Source organism: Neobacillus sp. B24, assembly GCF_055381825.1.
Genome location: NZ_AP035777.1, coordinates 333,187 through 357,129 on the forward strand (window position 1 = coordinate 333,187; position 23,943 = coordinate 357,129).

At 37.4% G+C, this 23,943-nt stretch carries 21 protein-coding genes and 1 pseudogene; 19 read left to right on the forward strand and 3 right to left on the reverse strand.

Translation table 11 applies throughout. The features are described from left to right. Positions 1-7: 7 nt before the first annotated feature. The gene (locus ACZ43M_RS01745; protein ID WP_464505772.1) at positions 8-2,218 is read left to right on the forward strand and encodes a CHAT domain-containing protein; all 2,211 of its coding nucleotides are present in this window, start codon (positions 8-10) and stop codon (positions 2,216-2,218) included. 246 nt (positions 2,219-2,464) lie between these two features. Here the strand turns inward: ACZ43M_RS01745 and ACZ43M_RS01750 are convergent, their stop codons facing one another. Beyond that, positions 2,465-3,823 (reverse strand): IS1182 family transposase, encoded by a 1,359-nt coding sequence (locus tag ACZ43M_RS01750; protein ID WP_464503376.1) that lies wholly within the window; start codon positions 3,821-3,823, stop codon positions 2,465-2,467. A gap of 77 nt (positions 3,824-3,900) precedes the next feature. Between ACZ43M_RS01750 and ACZ43M_RS01755 the strand changes: the two genes are divergently transcribed. The 15 genes from ACZ43M_RS01755 to ACZ43M_RS01825 all read left to right on the forward strand — a co-directional run bounded on the left by ACZ43M_RS01755 (position 3,901) and on the right by ACZ43M_RS01825 (position 19,277). After that, entirely contained in the window at positions 3,901-4,848 is a 948-nt protein-coding gene (locus ACZ43M_RS01755; protein WP_464505773.1) for a hypothetical protein, read from the forward strand. 40 nt (positions 4,849-4,888) lie between these two features. Next, positions 4,889-6,115: a hypothetical protein gene (locus ACZ43M_RS01760; RefSeq protein WP_464505774.1), complete on the forward strand. Its 1,227-nt coding sequence runs from the start codon at positions 4,889-4,891 to the stop codon at positions 6,113-6,115. A gap of 136 nt (positions 6,116-6,251) precedes the next feature. After that, positions 6,252-6,569, forward strand: a complete 318-nt coding sequence (locus tag ACZ43M_RS01765; protein WP_464505775.1) for a hypothetical protein — start codon at positions 6,252-6,254, stop codon at positions 6,567-6,569. A gap of 1,174 nt (positions 6,570-7,743) precedes the next feature. Beyond that, positions 7,744-8,460, forward strand: coding sequence for a conserved phage C-terminal domain-containing protein (locus tag ACZ43M_RS01770; RefSeq protein ID WP_464505776.1), 717 nt, complete (start codon positions 7,744-7,746; stop codon positions 8,458-8,460). Then, entirely contained in the window at positions 8,453-8,713 is a 261-nt protein-coding gene (locus ACZ43M_RS01775; RefSeq protein WP_464505777.1) for a hypothetical protein, read from the forward strand. The genes ACZ43M_RS01770 and ACZ43M_RS01775 overlap by 8 nt, the downstream gene beginning before the upstream one ends. A 374-nt stretch (positions 8,714-9,087) precedes the next feature. Further along, positions 9,088-9,639: a glycerol-3-phosphate responsive antiterminator gene (locus ACZ43M_RS01780; protein ID WP_464505778.1), complete on the forward strand. Its 552-nt coding sequence runs from the start codon at positions 9,088-9,090 to the stop codon at positions 9,637-9,639. A 212-nt stretch (positions 9,640-9,851) separates the two neighbouring features. Beyond that, positions 9,852-10,673 carry an MIP/aquaporin family protein gene (locus ACZ43M_RS01785; RefSeq protein WP_464505779.1) on the forward strand — a complete coding sequence of 274 codons (822 nt, stop codon included), beginning with the start codon at positions 9,852-9,854 and terminating at the stop codon, positions 10,671-10,673. Between the two features lie 38 nt (positions 10,674-10,711). Then, positions 10,712-12,202 (forward strand): glycerol kinase GlpK, encoded by a 1,491-nt coding sequence (gene glpK / locus ACZ43M_RS01790; RefSeq protein ID WP_464505780.1) that lies wholly within the window; start codon positions 10,712-10,714, stop codon positions 12,200-12,202. A gap of 169 nt (positions 12,203-12,371) precedes the next feature. Next, positions 12,372-14,027 (forward strand): glycerol-3-phosphate dehydrogenase/oxidase, encoded by a 1,656-nt coding sequence (locus ACZ43M_RS01795; protein WP_464505781.1) that lies wholly within the window; start codon positions 12,372-12,374, stop codon positions 14,025-14,027. A gap of 224 nt (positions 14,028-14,251) precedes the next feature. Further along, positions 14,252-16,279 carry a sigma 54-interacting transcriptional regulator gene (locus tag ACZ43M_RS01800; protein WP_464505782.1) on the forward strand — a complete coding sequence of 676 codons (2,028 nt, stop codon included), beginning with the start codon at positions 14,252-14,254 and terminating at the stop codon, positions 16,277-16,279. Positions 16,280-16,383: 104 nt separating this feature from the next. Then, a complete protein-coding gene (gene dhaK / locus ACZ43M_RS01805) occupies positions 16,384-17,379 on the forward strand; it encodes a dihydroxyacetone kinase subunit DhaK (RefSeq protein ID WP_464505783.1) in 996 nt (331 codons plus the stop codon). Between the two features lie 18 nt (positions 17,380-17,397). Continuing rightward, a complete protein-coding gene (gene dhaL, locus ACZ43M_RS01810; RefSeq protein WP_464505785.1) occupies positions 17,398-18,024 on the forward strand; it encodes a dihydroxyacetone kinase subunit DhaL in 627 nt (208 codons plus the stop codon). After that, complete coding sequence (gene dhaM / locus ACZ43M_RS01815) at positions 18,021-18,413, forward strand: dihydroxyacetone kinase phosphoryl donor subunit DhaM (RefSeq protein WP_464505786.1); 393 nt, start codon at positions 18,021-18,023, stop codon at positions 18,411-18,413. The genes dhaL and dhaM overlap by 4 nt, the downstream gene beginning before the upstream one ends. 22 nt (positions 18,414-18,435) lie before the next feature. Then, positions 18,436-18,690 (forward strand): HPr family phosphocarrier protein, encoded by a 255-nt coding sequence (locus tag ACZ43M_RS01820; RefSeq protein WP_464505787.1) that lies wholly within the window; start codon positions 18,436-18,438, stop codon positions 18,688-18,690. A 2-nt stretch (positions 18,691-18,692) separates the two neighbouring features. Then, positions 18,693-19,277 (forward strand): glycerol-3-phosphate responsive antiterminator, encoded by a 585-nt coding sequence (locus tag ACZ43M_RS01825; protein WP_464505788.1) that lies wholly within the window; start codon positions 18,693-18,695, stop codon positions 19,275-19,277. A gap of 599 nt (positions 19,278-19,876) precedes the next feature. Here ACZ43M_RS01825 and hxlB read toward each other — a convergent pair. Beyond that, on the reverse strand, positions 19,877-20,434 hold the full coding sequence (gene hxlB, locus ACZ43M_RS01830; protein WP_464505790.1) for a 6-phospho-3-hexuloisomerase: 558 nt from the start codon (positions 20,432-20,434) through the stop codon (positions 19,877-19,879). A gap of 8 nt (positions 20,435-20,442) precedes the next feature. Further along, positions 20,443-21,075, reverse strand: a complete 633-nt coding sequence (gene hxlA, locus ACZ43M_RS01835; protein WP_464505792.1) for a 3-hexulose-6-phosphate synthase — start codon at positions 21,073-21,075, stop codon at positions 20,443-20,445. A 948-nt stretch (positions 21,076-22,023) separates the two neighbouring features. On the opposite strand from hxlA, the gene zwf reads away from it, so the two are divergent. From zwf to ACZ43M_RS01850, 3 genes and pseudogenes are all read left to right on the forward strand, one after another. Further along, positions 22,024-23,481: a glucose-6-phosphate dehydrogenase gene (gene zwf, locus ACZ43M_RS01840; RefSeq protein ID WP_464505793.1), complete on the forward strand. Its 1,458-nt coding sequence runs from the start codon at positions 22,024-22,026 to the stop codon at positions 23,479-23,481. 9 nt (positions 23,482-23,490) lie between these two features. After that, positions 23,491-23,631, forward strand: a pseudogene (locus ACZ43M_RS01845) (phosphogluconate dehydrogenase (NAD(+)-dependent, decarboxylating)); the annotation flags it as partial. A 125-nt stretch (positions 23,632-23,756) separates the two neighbouring features. Continuing rightward, entirely contained in the window at positions 23,757-23,927 is a 171-nt protein-coding gene (locus ACZ43M_RS01850) for a hypothetical protein (RefSeq protein ID WP_464505794.1), read from the forward strand. Positions 23,928-23,943: the final 16 nt, after the last annotated feature.

The following is a 23,943-nucleotide window of genomic DNA, read 5'->3' on the forward strand; positions in this document are numbered from 1 at the left end:
ATAAAAAATGGATAGTAAAGCGCGATTTGAGTTAGAAGTACTTCAATTTAAAAAATACCTAATTAATATTTTCAATACTAACCCTAAATTCTGTCAAATTTTATTAATTTCAACAGATAAAATTCTTACCGATAAAGCTAAATTAGAAGATTTTTTAACTATAAAGAAAGGTCTAGAGATTTTAAGTAATTCTTTTGGACAAGATATCAAAAGGTTTGAATTTATATCAGGTCAAATAATATCTTTTTTGAATGCAGCAATAGCATTTTATGATTTTAATGAAAAAGAAGTTTCTCACCTTAAACTAGAATTAATTGATGAATATATTAAATGTTCAAAAATGTATTCTTATCATGGTCTAACCGGTATTGCATACGATTACTTAGTTAAAGCTTTTACTTTTGGGGCAATCCCTGAAGAATTATATAATATATCTTTAGATATAAGTTTTTGGGAGAAGGTAATAGATTCTTTCAAGATAGCAAATGCTAGGGAAATTTTAATATCATTATGTGCAAGTTCATTTTATTTGTGTCGGATCTTAGGATTTCAATATCAAGAGAATCATAATATATTTTGTGAAACTTTAAAGTGGATTAATACAGGAGTGTCATCAACCATTGATGACATAGAATACCTGTGTTTATACGCTGGTTTGATTGTAATGAATGATAATGAAGACAATAGAAAAACTTTATACCAAATTCTAAAAAGACAATATAATTTTGAACTTGATAAAAAAAGTAATGTTGAAATAATTCTAATAACAAGAACAATGGCTTCAGAATTCGGAGTTTTAATGGGAGAAGATCCTTGTCTATGGAGTGAAAGAGGACTTGCGTTTAGGAGTGAGATGCCTCCGGAAGATATAGCATCTCTTGAATTAACCATTTTATTAAAAGATAGTACTTTCGATAAGGAGGCTATATACAATTGTTTACTTTCGTATTTAGATGCCGTTAATGATAATCATAAAAGTGTAATAATGAACTTTCATCAAAGAATGCGTATGAGTGAATTAATAAATAGAACGTTACATGTATCAATAAAGAACGGTGAATACAGTTTCGCTATTAGGTGTGTAAAGTTATGGAGATCTTATTTAGGAAAAGAAATAAAACATAACAATAATGAAATATTTGTTTTAGCTTGCCCAGCATTTTTCGATGATAAAGTAATTTATATTATTGATTGTAATGGAAAGACAACATTTCTAGAATACAGTCGGGATATTTACCTTAAAGAATTTTTAAAAATAAAAAATGAATTTGAAGGTACTTGGACTGTTTTTGCGCAAGATCAAACTCCTTTAATAAAACCTAGACGGCCTATTCCAATTGAAAATAAGTCATCTGAATATGAAACTGCCATTTTAGATTTTTTTGCTATTGATGAGATTGGAAAAGAACTATTAAAGATTGCTGAAGATAAAAAAATAAAAGTACTTGAAGTACCATGGACAAATACTCCTTTAGTATCATATTTGTCTTATTATCTTAATAACTCAGTTTCAACATATGTACAAGATGAAATTAAGAGTGCTTTAGGGGTTAAAAAGGTCTTATTATGGTGTAATCCTGACTCAACCTTATCTGACGCAAAACTTGAACAGCAATCCTTAGAATACATACTTAAAACAAATAAAATTGAATATGAAGTGTTTGCTGAAAACCAGTGTAGTAAACAACTCTTCATAAATAAATATAAAGATAGTAGTTTTGATTTAATTTGGTTGATGTGTCATGGTAACTTTAATTTTGATAATCCATTTGAATCAAATCTAAGGATTTCACCAACGGATTCTATCAATATTCTTGAATTAGAAAGTCTTACTCCGGAAAGAAGAAATAAAAGATTGCTTGTCTTAAATGCATGTCAAAGCGGCACCTCATCTATTAGATATGATTCAATGGGATTTAGTGGTTTAGGCCCTTCATTAACAAATTCAAATCAGAGTGTTATAGGACATTTATGGCTGGCGCAAAGTTTTGCTGCATCAGTTATTGGAACAGTTTTGCTGGAGAATTTAATTTTCAATTCTGAGTATGGGATTGGACTAAGTAAAACATTACAGTTAATAACTCAAGACAAAGATATTTTATTAAATCATTTAAGTCAATTACTTAACGAAGATAGTCAGTTATTGCATTCGCTTACAGAAAGAAATATTGATCTTCGAAAAATTCTCTATTGGGGCTCTTTGGTGTTATTTAATTAAACCACTCCCTAGATTTTTATGACGGTCAGGTAAGAGACTTTCGTTAACAATATTACACGCTCTCATCTTACGGGCGGCAAGAAGGTTTAACATTTGCTACAAAAACAAAAGGTGGTTAATTAATTGGAGATGGATAAAAAGGAAAATGGAAGAATAAATTTAATAAAACAATTGAATCAATTTCATAATTCCTTATTTTAAAGAATCACAGACCTGCAGAATTTTTATCTATTCAATTTTTAAAATTTATGCTGCTTGTTTTTGACTATTTAAAGCGGCATTAATACGATCAGCGGCCAGTTTTGAAGCATTATAAACCAAGGTCACTAGATCAAAGTGAACTTTGGCGCGTTTACCTGTCCGGTAACGAACATTGTTTAATTGAAAGTATAACTTAAGATAAGCATTCACACGTTCCACTGCGGTACGTCGTTTAAAGATAGTTTTCCAAACTTTCGAGCCACGGGCTGGTGCTGTATATTTTCGGAGGTCTGTCGTGATTTTCACTTTATAGATCTTTTGACAAATACCCTCATTGGCTAGCGGACAGTCTTTACATTCCTTTGGACGTGTATATTTGAGTGTTTTGTATTTTGGATCGAAACTATCATATCGATACGAGTGTTCCCGGAAACAAGTGGGGGCGAAATGTTTATCAAAACCTTCTAACTCAGGTTCATTACGCTTGTTATAGGCAATCACAGATTGTTGACCCAATCGGTGAATTTGTTCGTAAATCGGTTCGTAGTCATACCCTGCATCCATCGTTTGATAACGTAAAGTCGGAAGTTGAAGACGCTCATGGATTCCTTTTAATAAAGGAATCGCTGCCTTTCCGTCGTTTAAATTTCCAGAAGAAAAGAGAGATTGAAGAATATATTGGCTTTTTGCTCCAACAGCTAAATGAGCCTTATAGCCATACCAAAAAACATTCTTTCCTTCGCTGTTTTTCTTCACACCCCATTCGGGGTGTTGAGGAATTTCAGCACGAAGTTGATCTAAAGGAACATCTAACTGTTCTTCAATTTTCTTTTCGAAAAGGGGTAGATTGGCTTCGCGTTCAGCTTTTTCAATCAACCATTGTTCTCTTTCTTCTTTTGATTTACGCCCACGTTTCTTGGGTTCTGTTTTTGGTTTTTCCTCTTTTGGAGGTGCTTGATCTTTGGCTTCAAAGTGTGTGGCATCAAGGGCTGCTGTATCATCAGTGATAAATCCTTCTGTCATGGCTTGATATAGAATTGTTTCTTTAACATCTTCAAGAACATTAGATTCACTGAGGATCGTCACCATTCTTGAATAAGCTGCCTCAGAAGGGACAGTATCAGAAACCAAAAAGCCGCAGTCTAGTCGGAAAATCATATCGTTTCTTAATCGCTTTACCAAATCTTTAATGAATGGAATCCGTTCCGTTAATCGGGCAACTAATGAGTAAATCATCGCTGCATAATTCAGTTCAATGGGTCTACCAAAACGAGACTTCTTCGTTACCACAGCGAAGATAGGATCAATGTCGATAGCAGAAAAAACTGCTTCAAAACGATGGGTAGGTTCTAAATCATATAATTCTTGTAGTCCAAACAGGCTTCCTTGCCTTATAATAGTCATAGGGAGTCTTCCTCCAGTCTATAAGTTTGTGTGGTGCTTACTTATTTCGACATTTTGGGGAGGTACTCCTTTTTTTAGTGCTTGAAAGCCTTGAGCCCGTAGGGCTCAGATTTATGAAATTGATTCAATTAAATGAAATCTTAGAATTAGCAAAAACAGTTTACAATACACCTGATTTTAAATTTAATAAGGCAACATATTATGGTCAGATCTGGTTAGATGTGATGGAATGTTTAAAAAGTGATGGGGAAAAGATTCCTGAGAATATAACTAGGAAAATTTTCAAAGTTTTTATAGTTTTTGACTCAGTTAAATATCTAATGGGAACAAAGGCATATTTTAATCAATCTTTTTTAGCGTGGGAAGAAAAAGTGAGAAATCTATTTGAAGCTAATAATGAAGAAGAATTTGATTGTTTAGCATATGAATTTTATGTAGGTTCATTTATGTCTATGGATGGTAAATTAATTTATTTCTGTAATATGAATACAAGTGAAGGAAAAGCTGAGACAAAAAGTCTTTGTGAATACTTTATTGACCCCAGATTGTTTATTGAGTGCAAAAATTTATTTGGAATTACCAAAAACACTATTGATAATAATATAAGGAAAGCAAATAAACAATTAAGAAGTACTATGAATGAAATAACAGTAGATTACCCGATAGGAGCTACTTTTTTAGACTTATCGGAGGAAATTAAATTAAATGATAGAAACATGATTAACGGTAAAATTGTAGAGGCATTACACAGGTTAAGACAGTGTTCCGAAACCCATTTTCTAATAGTTACATATATGAATGTGGTAAGCGACAATGGAACGTCTGATTCATATAGCCAAGCAAGGTTAATAGTTAATCCATTATATAAAGACAGTATTTTAACTAAAGAAAACCTTCTTCTTTTTCATCCTAGATTTAGAATGGTTTCTATACCTAATGAAGATTTCTCTTTATTTGATGTATATGACTTTATTGACGGAAAAAGATTAAAAGGGATTTCTTTTGATAAACTTTTTTGCATTTGAATTTAATATCTAGATAAGTAAGAATTTATGGAGTGAATTCATGAATAAAAAAGAACATCTACGGAAGTTACTTAATATTGAAAAAGGAAATCCTTCATACGCAGAGATGAACACAGAAATTAAGAGCTACAATAAATTCATTAGGGATTTGAAATTAAATGCTTTTAATAAAGTGGCTGATAACATATTTAAGGATTTTTACTGTCAAGAAGTAACTCTAAAAAGTATTACTGCTAAAAAACGTGGAAAGGAATTCTTGGAGAGTAAATTAGTCGAATTTGCAAAAGTTCAAGAAAAACATTACAAAAATGTTATTTATCCCCCTATGATTAGTGAGATATTAACAGGTCATAGAGTATCCGATGCCGATATAATAAGAGTAGAGCATAAGAACAAACATTCGATTACGCTCACTGATGATGAAACAGATATTTTTAGTTTAGATTTGTTTATGTTAAATTTCAGAAATGATTGGACTAGCCTTAATTTATTTATAGACGAAACATTAAATCTAGTTTTTAACTACAATACACAAAAGAATATGGAGTTAATAAATGTCTCTCAATTTAAAATTCTTATAGAGGAAACAATACAAGAATATATAAATATCAAGGATAATCACCAAAATGTTAGAAGAGAAGTTCAGACATTAAATCCGTATCTTAATCTTTATATATATTGTAGAAACGTATTTATATTAGATTATTTTAAGTTAACCTTACCCAACTATTCTTTATTTAAAGAATTCAAAAACTTAGAAGCGCCTTTAAAACAAAAAGAACTTTATTCACTAGGAGAGGTTTCAGATATTTACAAATTCCTTGTTAATAAAAGCACTACTTCTGCTAGGAATGTATACGAAAATATGAAGAAAAACTTCCAAGGAAGTAGATACATGCAAAGGTTTAAGAACAATAAAGGTGAATACGTATTTAGTAATTTGAGCATCCCAATAGCTTACTACATATATTATAGAAAAAAGAACCATAATCCTGAACAGGACTTGGATTATTTTATAAATAACCATATTATAGAAAATAGAGTTGCGCCAGTCATAAATGCTAAATTTAATGCGGACCATGAAAGAATTGAAGCACTTAATAGATACATAAACTTTATTGAAGTGGAATTTAAATTTAAAGATATTTTTTCAACAATAAATCATAGGTATCAAACTACAATGATTAATTTTCTTGCTGAAACAATTGTAAATTTGTTTTATAGATGTTCGGGATTATCCAAGCAAAATGTGTACAATCTTTTTTGATAATTAGATAAACTAAAATTTTGTAAATATCTTTTAGATAAATTATAGTAGGGGAAAATTCCAAATTGAAAATTTCCGTTTTTCATTGTTACCATATTGTACTCTTATAGTTATTAAAGCTAAAGGAGGCCCTAATATGGTTAAACAAGTATGTATTAGTTGTAAGAAAAATAGTGAATTATATCCGATTTTTAAAAAGGGTACAATTATTGGGGATGAAGATGATTATTCAAGAAAAGTGATCTGTAAGGGTTGTTTAGAAGGCAGCGAAGAGTATGGAGTTTGTGAATTATGCAGTGAAAAAACAGCTTATCGTATTGAAGATCTAGATGCTTATGAATGCGGATTATATTGCAAAGAACATTTTTCAGAAGTCATTCCAGAAGATGAAGACGAACATGAAGATTGGGAAAGTTTTGGGGAGTATATGGTTGATCCTTCTCATTGGGACTAATTTCTATTTTTGACTCTAAATGCTTTTCGATAATAAAAGGTATTCTATTTAAAACTTGTGTGACCTTTATGATTTAAATTGCTAACAAATACGGTAAATTCCCGTTAAATATGTTACACCTCTGATTCAGTAGGGGATAGACATACAGCACTTCTTTGGATACATCGTTAAAGATATTACACACTCTCATCTACGGGCGGCTTAATGTATTATTGCCTTTTACACGATAATATGATTATTGATTTAAAAGTATAAGGTAAACACCACTACATATTTATCTGCCATCACCATCCAAGTAGAGTGTGAAAACAACTGTTTCAACATATCTGTTTGAAGTTGCTAACATTTTGCTAACGTCTTCCCACGAAAAACGGTAAATCCCCGTTAAAGATGTTACAACTAAAAACATCCAAAGCGTTGATTTACCGCACTTTTTGCACTCAAAGTTAACAATATTACACTCTAGAAAACTACGGGCGGCATGATGTAATAACGCTCAGACCTCAATCTCTAGGTATATAGGGTTTTAAGGAAACCTGCTAACATATTCTAAATTTAAGAGGCTTCTCATTAGTTGACTAAACTTTTGGGAAGCCTCTTCTTATTTATCCCTTAAGGCTATTAAATAATGTAATTTTATTCCATGTGATTCCTTTGTCTATGAAAAGCTTAAATGTTACAGCTAGCACATCAAAAAGTACTACAACTCAATGTTAACAATATTACACTCTAGAAACTTGTGGAAGGCATGTTGTAATTTGTCCCTCAACCCCTTGATTTTTAAAGACTTCATGTAGTCCTAGAGAGAAAATATTAAGTCGTTTGTTATTGCAGCTTTTAAGCATCGTCCATCAGCGCAAAATTATTAAGCCGATTATATTATCTAGACGTTTAGATTGATTCAAATTGAACCGTAGTGTTACCCTTGTTGACCCGAGCAATACCAGAGATTACTTCATTAGAGTACTTCAAAGATTACTTCAGAAGAAAAAGATAATATGACCTCTTTCATTTCAATTTCTATTAAGTAAAAAAATTTTCACATCCCTGTCCTTTTATTGATTTTAAAGCTATATAAACAGTGAAGGGACTTGAACCAATCGGTGGGCTACTCGTGTCTTACGAGCGTATCTAGGTTCCTTTTAAAAAAAGTCATACAAAGGAGAGGTTCGAGTTGAGTAGGTTATTGATCAATGAAAGTCCAGTCATGATTATTCCTAGTTTAGCAGCTAAGATTGGTTTAAATGAGGCCGTTGTGTTGCAGCAAATTCATTATTGGCTTGGAATCAGCAAACATCACATTAATGGTAGAACCTGGGTTTATAATACCTATGAAAAGTGGCAGAAGCAGCTGCCTTTTTGGTCAGTAAGTACGATTAAGCGGACGATTCGTTCGTTGGAGATGCTAGGATTACTGCTATCTGATAACTGGAATCAGATGAAAATGGATAAAACCAAATGGTACAGCATTGACTATGAAAAATTGCAAGAGCTTGAAAATAACCTGCCCGAGAGCGAAGCTGCTTCTATAGAGGAAACAATACCTGAGGAAGAGCCGGAGAAGACACGGGAATCGGCAGACAATGCAACAGCGAAAAGGCGGATTCCATATGCTGAAATTATTGGTTATTTGAATGAGAAGACGGGAAAGAACTATAAATTAACTTCGATTAAAACGAGGGAACTCATTTCAGCCAGATATGGAGAAGGGTTTACGCTGGAGGATTTTAATCGAGTCATCGATTTAAAGTCAGCCGAATGGCAGTCAGATCCTGTTTGGAATAAGTTTCTACGGCCAGAGACATTGTTTGGGACAAAATTTGAATCCTATCTGAATCAGCAGGAAGGGAAGAAGAGATTAACGGAGGAGGATTTTAACTTTGATGAGTAAAAAAGAGAGTTATAAGTTGATGGAACTTATTCAAGTCTTTTATGAAAAATTTCAGTTTGATCAACATAAGCTGGATGCCTGGTACATGATCCTGCAAAAATATACATATGATAAAGTGCTTGGGAACCTACTAAAATTTGTGGAAAAGTCACCGCATCCACCAAAGATTAGCGATTTGGTCCAGGATTCATCTGAGGGACGCTATATCCCTAAATCTTTTGTACTCGACTTAACTGCAGGGGAAGATTGGTAGAACTGCTGCTCCATTTTGGCAAAGATAAAGTCTTGGATATAGTAATTTTGCCTAATTGAACAATGACTTTGTTCTGAACCTTTTTATGTGCCTTAAAAGCTTCAATCACCTCTTTATCGTATTAAAAACACCAAGTAATCATGTTCGAGACCATTTTGTTTTGTTGTTTCTAAAAACCAGGCAAGCTCTTCTTTTTCTAAGTAATTTGGAACCTCCTCTTCTTCCATGTTAGTTCATGTGGGGCTATAATAAAGGAAAAGTATGGGGGAAATATGAATATATCCGACGGTCTTTCCATCTTGCATTACAATGTATTTCCTTATATCATTTAGAAATATATTATAATAGAAATATTTAATCAAAAGGAGAAAGATATGAATCAAAAGATTCTTCCGGCTTGCTCCAGCATGAGGGACTTTGAAACTTTTCTGAACAGTCCTTATGAAATTGGGGTAATACTTGAAATGCATATGGCCCAAATCAAAAACATCGGTAAAATGGCTGAGGAAAATGGCAAAAAAATAATCTACCATGTCGATATGATTCATGGGATTAAAAGCGATGATTATTCAACCGAGTTTATTTGTCAGGAATATAAACCATATGGCCTGATATCTACTAAATCCAATGTGATTATGAAAGCCAAGCAGAAAGAAGTGCTGGCCATCCAAAGAATTTTTTTAATTGATTCCCATGCTCTTCAAAAAAGCTATCAACTTCTTCTAAAGACAAAACCTGACTATATTGAGGTGCTTCCAGGAGCTATGCCTTCTATAATCACTGAAGTGAAACAGGAGGTAAAGATTCCGCTTATTGCAGGAGGACTGATTCGTACGATGGAAGATACCGAAAAAGCACTCGCTGCCGGTGCAGTTGCCGTAACAACTTCTAAGAAGGAGCTTTGGACCGAGTTTCATGCCAAATAACACTATATTTATTATAAAAAACAAATTAATCTGAAAAATAATATTGACAGCGTTTTCATTCCTTGTTTATAATTGAGCTACAAGTTAAGAAAAGTGACGGAGACCATGGAGATTCACGCAGATGTACCCTGAATGGGTGTGTCCTGTTGTGAATCTCCTTTTTCTGTTTTCTTGGCTTAAATTAAAACAGAAAACTGGAAGGGGATGTAAAAATGTCAGGCTTCATGGGAGAGGTAATTGGAACAATGATTCTCATCGTATTCGGTGCGGGAATTGGGGCAGGATCAACACTGAAAAGTTCATACTCAAAGGATGCAGGCTGGATTGTCATAACCATTGCCTGGGGACTCGCAGTAACTATGGGTGTTTTCGCTGTTGGTTCAATCAGTGGTGCACACCTGAATCCTGCTGTGACTCTGGCTTTGGCTATTAATGGTTCGTTTCCTTGGTCCGATGTAGCGGGGTATATTGCTGCTCAGATGATCGGTGCGATTTTGGGAGCCACTCTTGTTTTCCTTCATTACTTGCCACATTGGAAATTAACCGAAGACCCAGCTGCAAAATTAGGAGTATTTGCTACAGGACCAGCAATTCCAAACACATTTTCAAATCTGTTTAGTGAGCTTTTTGGTACTTTTATCCTCGTGCTTGGATTGCTTTTCATCGGGGCAAACAAATTTACAGAAGGCTTAAATCCTATCGCTGTTGGTTTATTGATTGTTGTAATTGGTATGTCACTTGGAGGAACAACTGGGTATGCAATCAATCCTGCCCGTGACCTTGGTCCAAGGATTGCTCACTTTATTCTTCCGATTCCAGGAAAAGGCGATTCTAACTGGGGGTATGCGTGGATTCCAGTAGTTGGCCCGCTAATGGGTGGAGCTCTTGGCGCAGTTACTTATCAGGCACTCTTTGTTGGGGAATTGAATACCTCTTTTTGGGTGGTACTTGGGGCTGTGGCTGTAATTCTCGTGCTGGCTTATTCAGTTGGCAAAAATCAGTCAAGTGAAGTTAAATTATCTAGCATTAACTAAATGAACCGAAAGAAAGAGAATCAATAGGAGGAATGGCAATGGAAAAATTTATTTTATCACTGGATCAGGGGACAACAAGTTCACGGGCAATTCTTTTCAATAAAGCAGGGGAAATTGCCCATGTGGCCCAGAAAGAATTTACTCAGCACTTCCCAAAACCAGGCTGGGTAGAGCATGACGCAAACGAAATCTGGGGTTCGATTCTTTCCGTGATTGCAAGTGTTTTGTCGGAATCCAATGTAAAGCCAGAACAGATTGCTGGGATCGGGATCACAAACCAGAGGGAAACCACAGTTGTTTGGGATAAGGAAACTGGAGTTCCTGTGTACAAGGCAATTGTTTGGCAGTCCAGGCAGACGAGCGGGATTTGTGATGACTTGAAAGAAAAGGGATACAATGATCTGTTCAGGGAGAAAACTGGACTTTTGATTGATGCCTATTTCTCAGGTACAAAAGTAAAGTGGATTTTGGATAACGTAGAAGGTGCAAGGGAAAAGGCTGAACAAGGGAAACTTCTTTTTGGCACAATCGATACTTGGCTGATTTGGAAACTTTCAGGAGGAAAGGCTCACGTAACTGACTACAGTAATGCATCCAGAACATTAATGTATAACATTTACGAACTGAAATGGGACGAGGAGCTGCTTGATATTCTTGGAGTCCCTATGTCCATGCTGCCTGAAGTTCGTCCATCTTCAGAGGTATATGCAAATACAGTCGACTATCACTTTTTTGGCAAAGAAGTTCCGATTGCTGGAGCAGCTGGTGACCAGCAGGCTGCCTTATTCGGCCAGGCCTGCTTCGAAGAAGGGATGGCCAAGAACACATATGGCACTGGCTGTTTCATGCTGATGAATACGGGTGAAAAAGCAGTCAAATCGGAAAACGGCTTGCTTACTACACTTGCTTGGGGACTTAACGGTAAAGTAGAATATGCCCTCGAAGGAAGCATTTTTGTTGCAGGATCTGCAATCCAATGGCTCCGCGATGGCTTAAGGATGCTAAAGAATGCAAAAGACAGCGAAGATTATGCTCGTAAAGTAGAATCAACAGACGGAGTTTATGTTGTTCCGGCATTTGTTGGTCTTGGAACCCCGTACTGGGACAGCGATGTAAGAGGAGCGGTATTTGGAATCACAAGGGGAACAAATAAGGAGCACTTTGTCCGTGCAACATTAGAGTCCCTTGCCTATCAGACAAGAGACGTTCTTTCTGCCATGGAGGCAGATTCAAACATTGAGCTGAAAACGCTTAGGGTTGATGGCGGAGCTGTAATGAATAATTTCTTGATGGAATTCCAAAGCAATATTCTGAATGTTCCTGTAGAGCGTCCAGTAGTAAATGAAACTACCGCATTGGGAGCTGCCTATTTAGCAGGCCTAGCAGTCGGTTATTGGGAAAGCCAGGAAGAGATTGCAAAACAGTGGGCAGTCAACCGTACTTTTGAACCTTCCATGGATGAAGTGCAGCGTGAGGAATTGTATAACGGCTGGGTAAAAGCGGTAAAAGCCACAATGGCTTTTAAATAAGATACATTTTTGGAAGGTTTTAATCACTTTATTTTTTAAGGTCAGTTTGTTATAATCAAAACAAGTTAATAAGACGGCAGGAGACATGGAGAGACCGTAAAGCATTACCAGGGGTAGAATGGGTGATGTTTTTTACGGTCTCTTTTCCTGTTTAAGGAGGAAAATTTTCATGTTCACAAACTTAAAACGAAAGAAGATAACCGAGACACTTGGTGAAAAGACCTTTGATTTACTCGTTATTGGCGGAGGAATAACTGGAGCCGGGATAGCTCTTGACGCTTCCACAAGAGGAATTGATACAGCACTCGTGGAGATGCAAGATTTTGCTGCTGGAACTTCCAGCCGATCTACCAAGCTAGTACACGGCGGCCTCCGTTACCTCAAGCAGCTGGATGTCAAAGTTGTCGCAGAGGTCGGGAAGGAAAGAGCCATCGTTTACGAAAATGGGCCTCATGTTACCACACCTGAATGGATGCTGCTACCTTTACATACAGGAGGGACTTTTGGCAGCTTTAGTACGTCCATAGGGCTTAAGGTTTACGATTTCCTTGCTGGAGTGAAAAAGAGCGAGAGGCGTATCATGCTTACAAGGGAACAAACCCTTGAAAAGGAACCATTGATCAAAAAGGAAGGCCTTAAAGGCGGAGGCTACTATGTTGAATACAGAACAGATGACGCACGTCTGACTATTGAGGTTTTAAAGGCAGCTGTCGAAAAAGGAACAACAGCAATTAACTATACTAAAGTCATAGACTTGCTGCAAAAAAACGGCCGGGTTTGGGGAGTTAAGGTGAAGGATTTAACTACTGGCGAAGAATATGAGGTGCATGCCAAAAAAGTAATTAATGCAACTGGGCCGTGGGTTGACACAATTAGAGAGCTAGATGGATCCAAACAAGGGAAAAAATTGATTTTATCAAAAGGAGTTCACATTGTTATTGATCAATCCCGTTTCCCTTTGAAGCAGGCAGTCTACTTTGATACACCAGATAAGCGGATGGTTTTCGCAATCCCGAGGGAAGGTAAAGCCTATGTGGGAACAACCGATACTTTTTATAATGATGATAAAACAAATCCAAGAATGACAACAAGTGACAGAGATTATTTACTCAATGCTATTAATTATATGTTTCCGGAGGTAAAAGCAAAGCCTGAGGACATAGAATCAAGCTGGGCCGGTATCCGTCCCCTAATTCATGAAGAAGGAAAAAATGCATCCGAAATTTCGAGAAAAGATGAGATTTGGGAATCGGGCACAGGGTTGATCACGATTGCCGGAGGGAAACTGACAGGATACAGAAAAATGGCTGAAACGATTGTTGACCTATTAGTGAAAAAGTTTAATGAAGAGGAAGGAAAAAGTTATGGAGCCTGCCAAACAAAAAGGATTCCGATTTCAGGAGGAGACTTTGGCGGTTCAGCTGAATTTCAGAGATATGTAGAAATGGCAGCGGAAATTGGGGTGCAATCAGGATTGACAAAAAAAGAAGCGCTATCCCTTGCCTCATTCTATGGATCAAATGCTCCGATTGTGTTCGATTTGTTTAGTAAAAACAAAGATAATATAAAGAAATACGGACTCCCTAACGTATTGGCTGCTAAACTGATATATGGAATCGAACATGAAATGGTTGTAACTCCACTCGATTTTTATTTTCGAAGGACAGGAGACCTGTTATTCGACATTCAATCCGTGAATGAATGGAAGGAAAGCGTCCTGTCTTATATGTCGGATATTTATAATTGGACACAGCAAGAAAAAGACGAATTTACAGCAAGCCTTAATAAGGAACTAACAGAAGCCACTATCTCCCTTGCCATTTAAAATACGAAGATTTTATAGAGTAATTCTTTATCCGGTCTGAAAGATAATATAACAAAATCCTTGGAGGTCTAATTCAATTCGTATTAGGCCTTCTTTTAATTTAGATGAACGTATTACGAATAATAAGTTTTTTTAGAATTGTTGGAAAAAATTATGATAAAATTGCTTATAACCATGTGAGAACTTCTATCAAAAGGATGATAGAATGCGAGGAGGGACTTTCCATGTATGAGATGACGATACAGGTATTCCAGAAAAATGGTCTGCATGTTCGCAGTGCTGCATCCTTCATAGCCCTGATGCAAAACTCCTTGAAGGAAGAACTGGCCTTGAAGAATATTTTTGTTGAATATCAGGGCAGGCGCGTAGATGTTACTAATCTGCTTTCTCTTGTTTCACTAAAAGTAAAACAGGGAGAAATAATCAAACTGATATTTGAAGAAGAGATCGCAAAGGAACTTGATGAGGAAATTAGGGCTTTTTTTAAAAAGAGAGAAAAGGTAGACAGGCAGGAACTAGAAGCGGACAGGCTTCTCATGGAAAGTTCGGTTTCCCTGCAGGAGGCGATCTCCAATCTGCCAAATGGAATGGTCGTTGTTAACAGCAAGAATGTTATTACCTTTGTTAATGACGCCGCCGTGAGGCTTTTGGACATGCCTGCTAATGAGCTTTTGAACAAAAAAGCAAACGAAGTAATCCCTGATTCAAGGCTTCATGAAATCCTGCAGACAGGAGAAACAACATTTGCCGAAAAACAAATATTGAAAAAGTATACGATCCTGTCAAACAGGGCTCCCATTTTCCTGAATGGGGAAATCATTGGTGCAGTCGGAATCTTCCAGGACATTTCTGACTTTGAAAAGATCCATTCAGAGCTAAGGAGAGAAAGGGAACTTCAAGAGCAGCTAAACCTGGTCCTTGATTCTGTAACGGATTTTATCGCCCTTACTGACATTAACGGATGCTTTACCTATAAGAACGACCCCATGGACAAGCTCCTTGATTCCTTGCCTGAAAATCGGTTTGTTGAAAAAATAATCGGCAAAAAAGCATGGAAGGCCATTGTGGAGGGAAGGACTTCTTCGTATAACGATATCCATGTTATTCAAAGTGAATCCTATTTTGTCAAAGTGAATCCTATTTTGATAGATAAAAGGTTTCGTGGGACTGTTGTTTCCCTTAGCCCATGCAATGAAGTGAAGTTATTAATGAAAAAGCTTGAGTTCATGGAAGAACGGGCGAAATACCTTGAGCATGAACTCTCGAAGCATTTGCAGCTGGATGATTCGTTTTCTTCCATAATTGGACGAAGCGGGACCCTGCTTGAAAGCTTGATCATTGCCAATAAGGTTTCAAGGACGATATCCACCGTCCTGATTACTGGGGAAAGCGGTACCGGCAAGGAACTGGTTGCACGAGCGATCCATGAGTCCAGCAGCAGAAAAGACAGACCATTCATCAGGGTTAATTGTGCCGTCATTCCCCGAAATCTGATTGAAAGTGAACTGTTTGGCCATGAAAAAGGAGCTTTCACAGGCGCTGATAAAACTCGCCAAGGGAAATTTGAATTAGCCAACAAGGGTACGATTTTTCTAGATGAAATTGGAACATTGGATATCGATCTCCAAGCCAAACTGCTGAGAGTACTACAGGAGAGGGAAATAGAGAGGGTGGGAGGAAATAAAACTATAAAGCTTGATGTCCGGATTATTGCTGCTACCAATGAGGACCTCTTTAAAATGATGAATGAAAAGAAATTCAGGGGAGACCTATACTACCGCCTGAATGTAATTCCGATTCACTTGCCGCCCTTGCGAAACCGGAAGGGCGATATTCCCTTGCTCGCAGACCATTTCAGAAAACTCTATAATAGCCTTTTGGGAAAAAGTATCAAGCGTTTTGAAAAGGGTTTCCTTGAAGTGCTAGGAGACTATCATTGGCCTGGGAACATCAGGGAACTGCAAAATATCATTGAACGAACAGCTGCCCTTACTGGGGATGAGATGCTTTATTGCAAAGACTTACCTCCGTATATATTGAACCAGGGCAAGGCAGGGCTTCAATTGGACTTTAATGATGAGATTTTACCACTAGAAGAATATGAAAAGCAGATATTTGAACATGCGGCCCGGTACTTCCCCAGCTATAACCAGCTTGCAAAGGCATTGGGAATCACTCATAAAACGGCTGCTAGCAAACTGAAAAAATATCATCTAGATCACCTCCTTGGGAAAAAGTATCAATTGACTTAAGAAATATTACCAGACAAACTGGAGATTTCCCTATTTATTAAGGTATAAACTTTGGCATGCTTCTTGCATCCCTACCTATTGAAACATAAAAAGGAGGGTTTTAAATGAAAAAATTGATCAATCAGCCTGAAACTGTTGTTTCAGAAATGGTAGCAGGGTTTGTGGCGGCCTATCCAACAAAGGTAAAACAGGTACCGGGAACAAATGTCATTGTCCGGGCAGATGCTCCTGTCTCCGGAAAAGTCGGTATCGTCAGCGGCGGCGGAAGCGGGCATGAGCCAGCTCATGGAGGTTTTGTCGGAAAGGGGATGCTTGATGGAGCTGTGGCAGGCGAAGTTTTCACCTCTCCTACACCTGACCAGATTTTTGAAGCCATCAAGGCAGTGGATGGCGGAAAAGGCGTACTGTTGGTTATCAAGAATTACACCGGTGATGTCATGAACTTTGAAATGGCAGCAGAATTGGCGGAAGCGGAAGGGATTAACGTTGAAAAAGTGATTGTTGACGATGATGTGGCAGTCGAAAATTCTACATATACAGTTGGAAAACGGGGAATTGCCGGAACCATCTTTGTTCATAAAATAGCAGGTTCACTGGCACAAACAGGAGCTTCACTCGAAGAAGTGGCAGCGGTTGCAAAAAAGGTGGTTGACAATATGAGTTCAATGGGAATGGCTTTGACACCTTGCACGGTTCCTGCAGCAGGCAAGCCAGGTTTTATTCTTGGAGAAAATGAAATGGAAATCGGCATGGGCATCCATGGAGAGCCAGGTATTGAAAGAAGTGACATCAAATCGGCTGATGAAGTAACGGATATACTGCTTGAAAAAGTCCTTAACCAGCTGAAGCTTTCTGAGGGCAGCGAAGTCGCTGTGATGATTAATGGACTAGGAGCCACTCCGTTAATGGAACTATATATCGTCAACAATCGTGTATCTTCCGTTTTAAAAGAAAGGAAGGTCTCTGTCCAGGAAACCTTCATCGGCGAATATATGACCTCCCTTGAAATGGCAGGATGCTCAATAACGCTTCTTCGCCTTGATGAACAATTGGCAGAACTGTTAAATTCACCAGCAGATACAATCGCTTTTAAAAAATAACATAAAGGAGAAGGTTTTATGTCTTTCGCAGTCGAACAGGCCAGGAAATGGCTGACCAATCTGAACAAAGTCTATCAGCAAGAAAAAATGCATTTGACAGATCTGGACCTGGCAATTGGCGATGGTGATCATGGAATCAACATGGCTAGAGGATTCAATGAATTGGTAAATAAACTGGAAACGGTTGAGTACCATGATTTAGGCTCCTTATTCAAGGATGCCGGAATGGTGCTGCTTTCTAAAGTGGGTGGAGCGTCCGGGCCGCTGTACGGCACTGCCTTTATAAAAGCCGCTGGTTCCTTACAAGATAAAAAAGAAATAAATGCAGCAGAAATGACAGTTGCTTTGGGTGAAGCCCTTGAAGGTTTAAAGATGAGAGGCAGGGCTGCTTTGCATGATAAAACGATGCTTGATGTATGGATTCCAGCAGTTGAATTCTTAAAACAACAGGAAGGAAAAGTGGATTGGGAGGAGTTCATCAAGTTAACAGAAGAAAAAATGGAGGAAACAAAGAGCCTTGAAGCGAAGAAAGGACGGGCATCCTATTTAGGCAAGCGATCTGTCGGCCATATTGATCCTGGAGCCGCTTCATCTTGCTTCTTGCTGTCCGAATTAGCCAAAGTATGCAAGGGAGCCCAACTATGAGCAATGTAGGAATAGTCATCATCTCTCACAGCGCGGAGCTTGTAAAAGGGCTTGAGGAGCTTTTGAATCAAATCCAGCAAAGTGTTCCAATCGCTGCCGCTGGCGGGACGGACGACAATGAAATTGGAACAGATGTCTTTAAAATCAAGCAGGCGATAGAATCGGTATACTCTGATGAAGGAGTCGCTATCTTGTTTGACTTAGGAAGCGCATTAATTAATGCCGAAATGGCTCTTGAAATGCTGGAAAATAAAAATGTGAAAATTGTCGATGCCCCCTTGGTGGAAGGGGCGTACGCTGCTGTCATCCAATCAGGGATCGGCTGCAGTCTTGAAGAGGTGGTTGCTGCCGCTGAAGCTGCACGGAATCTTCAAAAGGTTATGAAATAGTCAAGCAACTGAGGTGAACGTTATGATCGAGCGCGAGATAACTGTTTTAATTGAAAAGGGGCTGCATGCAAGACCAGCAGCATTGCTTGTGAAAAAACTGAATGAGTTCAGCAGCAACGTGGAGTTTTTAGCTGGAGGAAAGAAACTGTACCCTAAAAGTATCCTGAGCCTGATGACCTCTGTCATAAAACAGGGAGAAATCATTCAGGTAACAGTGAATGGCAGTGATGAAAAGGAAACAATGGATTGGCTTATTAACTATTTACAAAAGGTGTGAATATGATCTTTAATGGACAAAGCCTTATTCCTGTTTCCAAAAATAAGAGCCAATATGAATTGTTTTTAAAAAGCAGCTATGAATTTGGGGTGTATCTGGATACTGAGCTGACACAATTAAAACCAATATCTCAACTGGCAAAGGAATACAACAAGAAAGTCTTGATTAATACAGATCTGATTCAGGGGCTAAAGAATGATGAATACTCGATAGAATATATTTGCCAAGAAATCAAACCCTATGGAATTATTTCCACAAGACCAAGAGTAATTACCAAAGCAAAACAGCGGAATATGTTGACTATCCAGCGGATTTTCCTTCACGACTCGCATGCGTTGGAAAAGAGCTACGCGATCGCACACAAAACTCAGGCTGATTATCTGGAAATCCTTCCAGGGATTATACCAAGTTTCATCAATAAGATTACAAGAGAAGTAAACATCCCCATTCTTGCAGGTGGACTGGTCACAACAAAAGAGGAGCTAAACTGCGCACTAAACGCAGGGGCCCGGGCAGTAACCAGTTCCCATGTACCTTTGTGGGAGGCAATTGAGATAGTAAATTCACATCAATCTGCAAAAGCCTGAATTGGCATTTGAGACCAAGGGGACGGTTCTCCCGGCTTTTTGTTGCATGGCAACATGCATAGATTGCCACGAGAATCGTCCTTGCGTTTTTATCCAAAACGTTAATATACCTCACTTTTTGTACTCGATAAACAATTTTACACTCAAGCAGCCTATGGGCGGCATGATGTAATAGGGGTTTTAAAACCTTGTTATACCAACGTCTAAAATGAATATATGCTTTTCTTGTCCTCGGATTTGTCCTCGTTTTATAAAAAATAGGGCAACCTATGACTAAAAGGCTAACTATAGGAGAAGGTCTTTCATCAGTTTGCTAAACTGTTGGGAGGCCTTTTCTTCCATATTGGCAGTCATATGAGCATAGAGATATTCATTGTCGTATTAATATCTGTATGTCCAAGACGCTGTTGGCGATAGCAATAGCACGTCCAATGCCTCTTCCTGCGCCAGTAACTATTGCAGTTTTTCCATTTAAAGAAATCATTTTATCACTCCTAAAATTATTACAAATTGAAGTAGTTCATTCTAACAGAAAAACCGCAATCTTGCATGGAAACAGTTTGCGGTCTTTCCTATTTAGAACTCGAGGAATAATATATTTATTCTAAGTTGGCGTGTCTACCGTACATCTTATTGGTATCCAAACTTTTTTTCTCCATGAACCGAAGAATCACAGCGTCGTAAAATAGTAAAAGTGTTTGCTCAAATAATGAGCCCATTGGTTGAATCGTCTTAAAATCACTCTCCGACTGATCTTTAGGTGAGCCAGGCAACTTAATTGTGATATCCGCTAATTGTCCAATAGTGGACTCAGGGAAAATAGTTACAGCTGCAATCGTCCCACCGATGCTTTTTGCTTTCTCAGCCATGGAAACTAAACCTTTCGTTTCTCCTGAACCTGATCCAATGATTAAGATGTCATCTTTTTCAAAGTTAGGGGTTACTGTTTCGCCAATCACAAAGGCATCAATCCCCATGTGCACCATTCGCATGGCGAATGATTTTGCCATAAATCCAGATCTACCTGCGCCTGCAACAAAGATTTTTTTTGATTCAAGAATCCCATTTACTAATTTTTCAGCTTCATCATCCGAAATTAAATCTACGGAGCGATTTAACTCTTTTATGATTTCAGCTAGGTATTGAGTTGTATTCATGATCTGAATTACCCTTGATTAATCATTTGTTGCATTTTGGCAGCAGCAACTTTTTTATCAGCTTGTCCAGTAATCCCGCCACCTACAATGACAAGGTCTGGTTGTACTTTGATGACTTCTGGAAGTGTGTCTAACTTAATACCACCTGCGATTGCAGTTTTAGCATTTTTTACAACACCTTTGATGGTTTGTAAATCTTCAAAAGAGTTCTTTCCAACTGCTTGAAGATCGTAGCCAGTATGAACACAAATATAATCAACGCCCATAGCGTCCACTTCTTTTGCACGTCCAGCAAGATCTTTTACAGCAATCATATCAACAAGGATTTTTTTACCTTGTTTTTTCGCTTCTTCAACAGCACCTTTAATAGACATATCTTCAGCAGTTCCAAGAATTGTGACGATATCTGCACCTGCTTCAGACGCTTTCATTACTTCATAACCAGCTGCATCCATGATTTTTAGGTCTGCTAATACCTTTAAGTTAGGGAATGCTTTTTTAACTGCTTTTACAGCATGAAGACCTTCGTTAATTACAACCGGTGTACCGATTTCAACGATATCAATATGTTCCTCTACTTCTTTTACCAGCTCAATTGCTTCTGGGATATTGACTAAATCTAATGCTAATTGTAATTCCATCTATATTCACTCCTATAATTTTTTTATTGTTTTACAGTGATAATGTCTCCAAAGGGTAATAATACTTGTACAGTAATATTATCCTTATAGTGCATTATCTGTACCTGCCAGCAATAAGGGATATCTCGCTGAACAATTGCAAGTATACAACGTATATAACAACAATAAAAGTACGCACTTTTATTTTACATAGTGTTAAAAAGTATACCATAATACATTATGGCAAATGCCATATGGGGCTAACGCCAAAAGCTTCAACACATAAAGAATATTGTTCTCAACAAATTTATATCACATATATTTTTGTGGCTAGGGAGAGGATGCTCACCCTGGCTTTTTAACTTTATAGGAAAGTATAAAATCCGACTTTGAGAATTGTCCAGCTCCAGCGCCTAGCCCCTCGGGTCAAATAACCCTATGCAAATAAAGTCAAAGAGCGACTTTTCCTGCAGAAGGACATTTCCTGTCGGGGCTGACCAAGGCGCTTGCGCTTTTCTTATTTATTTAACATAAAAATAGATGAGTTTATTTCTTATAGTATACATTTTGTTATTATGTTATTTTTTTACCACTATTTAAATAAAAAGTGCGTACTTCCATTTAAAAAGTGTAGGTATTATACTTACGTCTTGTTGCAACATTGGATTCACGAAATACTGTGGTTATTGATCAGTCATCTGATCTTCCGCATTCAGTTTATTACATTGAAAGGGTGTATAGTATGTTCGGGTTACATGCAAAGCATCACAAAGTTTGTTCAAGATGCTTAACCTTCGCATCGAATAATGGTTATTGTCCAAAATGTGGTCATTCGCAATTTAGGGACATCATTATTACCGTCCTAGCAGGTTCAAATAAAAATATGGCTAAGCCAGGGATTGGCTATAAAAAGTTATAGTAGTTTTTTAAGAAAGGCATAAGTGAAATTTAATTTTGGAGGTATGTAAAATGGAGGCAATGACATTTGTCTTATTTGGGGCGACAGGGGACTTAGCAAAAAGAAAAATCTTCCCTGCTCTATATAATTTATTTTTGGATCAAAAATTACCTCTGCCCATCTCAATTATCGGGGTGGGCAGAGGAGATTTATCTGATACTGATTTCCAAAACCATGTGGAAGATTCCTTAAAAACATTTTCTAGACGATCACTAAATGACGATTCAAACCTTGAAGTGTTTATCCGTGCCTTTCGGTATAGCCGTGTAGATGCTATCAAGGCTGAAGGATATAAAGGATTACTTGAACTCGTTAAACAACGTGAAGAAGAATTGAAAATTCCAGAAAATCGTATGTTCTACCTATCTGTTGCTCCAGAGTTTTTTTATGTGATTGCTTTCAACATTAAAGAGAGTGGTCTAGGTTCTACTAAAGGTTGGAAACGTCTAATTATCGAAAAACCGTTTGGACATGACTTAAAATCAGCTCAAGAATTAAACGATAAACTAAGTAAAGCTTTTGATGAAGAAGAAATTTTTCGCATCGACCACTATCTTGGAAAGCCGATGGTACAAAACCTGGAAGCGTTAGGATTTGCAAATCCAGTGCTTCAAGCATTATGGAACAACCAATACATTGCAAATGTGCAAATTACTGCAAGCGAAACAGTTGGGGTTGAAGAGAGAGCTGGTTATTATGATCAAGCTGGGGCTATTCGCGACATGTTTCAAAATCATATGCTGCAAATGTTGATGATGACAGCGATGCAGCTGCCAAAACAAATTAGTGCAGAAGAGATCCGCAATGAAAAGAGAAAAGTAATAGAATCACTTCGTCCATTAAAGAAAGAGGATGTGGTGAATCATGTGATTCGAGGTCAATATGGTCCTGGTGAAATCCAAGCTAAACCAGTTGTTGGGTATACAGGAGAACCTGAAGTTGCTCCTTCTTCTTTAAATGACACATTTGTGGCTGCCCGTCTATGTGTGGATGATGATTTTTGGAGAGGGGTTCCTTTCTATATCCGTACAGGAAAAAGAATGACAGAGAAATCCACCCGAATTGTGATTGAATTCAAAAATACTTTAAAGGATTTGTATATGACTCAAGAAGAAGAAACTGCGCCAAATCTTTTGGTGATTGAAATCAATCCAAACGAAAGTGTTTCATTACAATTAAATAGTAAAAACCCATTAAACAATGAAAAAATCGAACCAGTCAATGTTGATTTTTCTGCTAAGCAAGCAGATGTTCCTGAGGCGTATGAGCTGTTAATTTACGATGCAATGCGTGGCGACCCAACATTCTTTGCACATTGGAAAGAAGTGGAGTTGTCTTGGAAATGGGTACAGCCTATCTTAGAGGCTTTTGAGGAAAATACAATTCCCCTTCAAATATATCCATCCGGGTCAATGGGACCAGATGCTTCCCATCAATTATTGGCAGAGGAAGGATATAAATGGTGGTAGTAAAAGATTTTAGATTTACAAGCAGCCACTCCTGTTATCGCAATGTCTCTTTTGATGCGTTACCGTTCATTAGACAGCGATACTTTTACAGGCAAAGTGGTAGCTGTATTAAGAAACGAATTTGGTGGACATGTTGTTGAAAAAAACTAACAGAATTACATCTGTCACATTTAATAGAAAAAGAGTCAATATAAATAGGTGAAGAAAAATAGCTTATTATTTGTGAAATGGTAATGAAAACAATGAATATGATGGTAGAAAAGGATGTGAAGTTCATGAATGTATTGGATGCAAAAATGATAAATACTCAGTATGGTATAGAAACTTATCTAGATCTATTGAAAAATGTTAAAGTGAAAGACATTCAATATGTTACAGAGACAGCTTCTTATTACGAAATCACAACAGAAGACATTTTAAGTGCTCGTATTGAGAGATCTAACTAGTTTCCGAAATAACCAG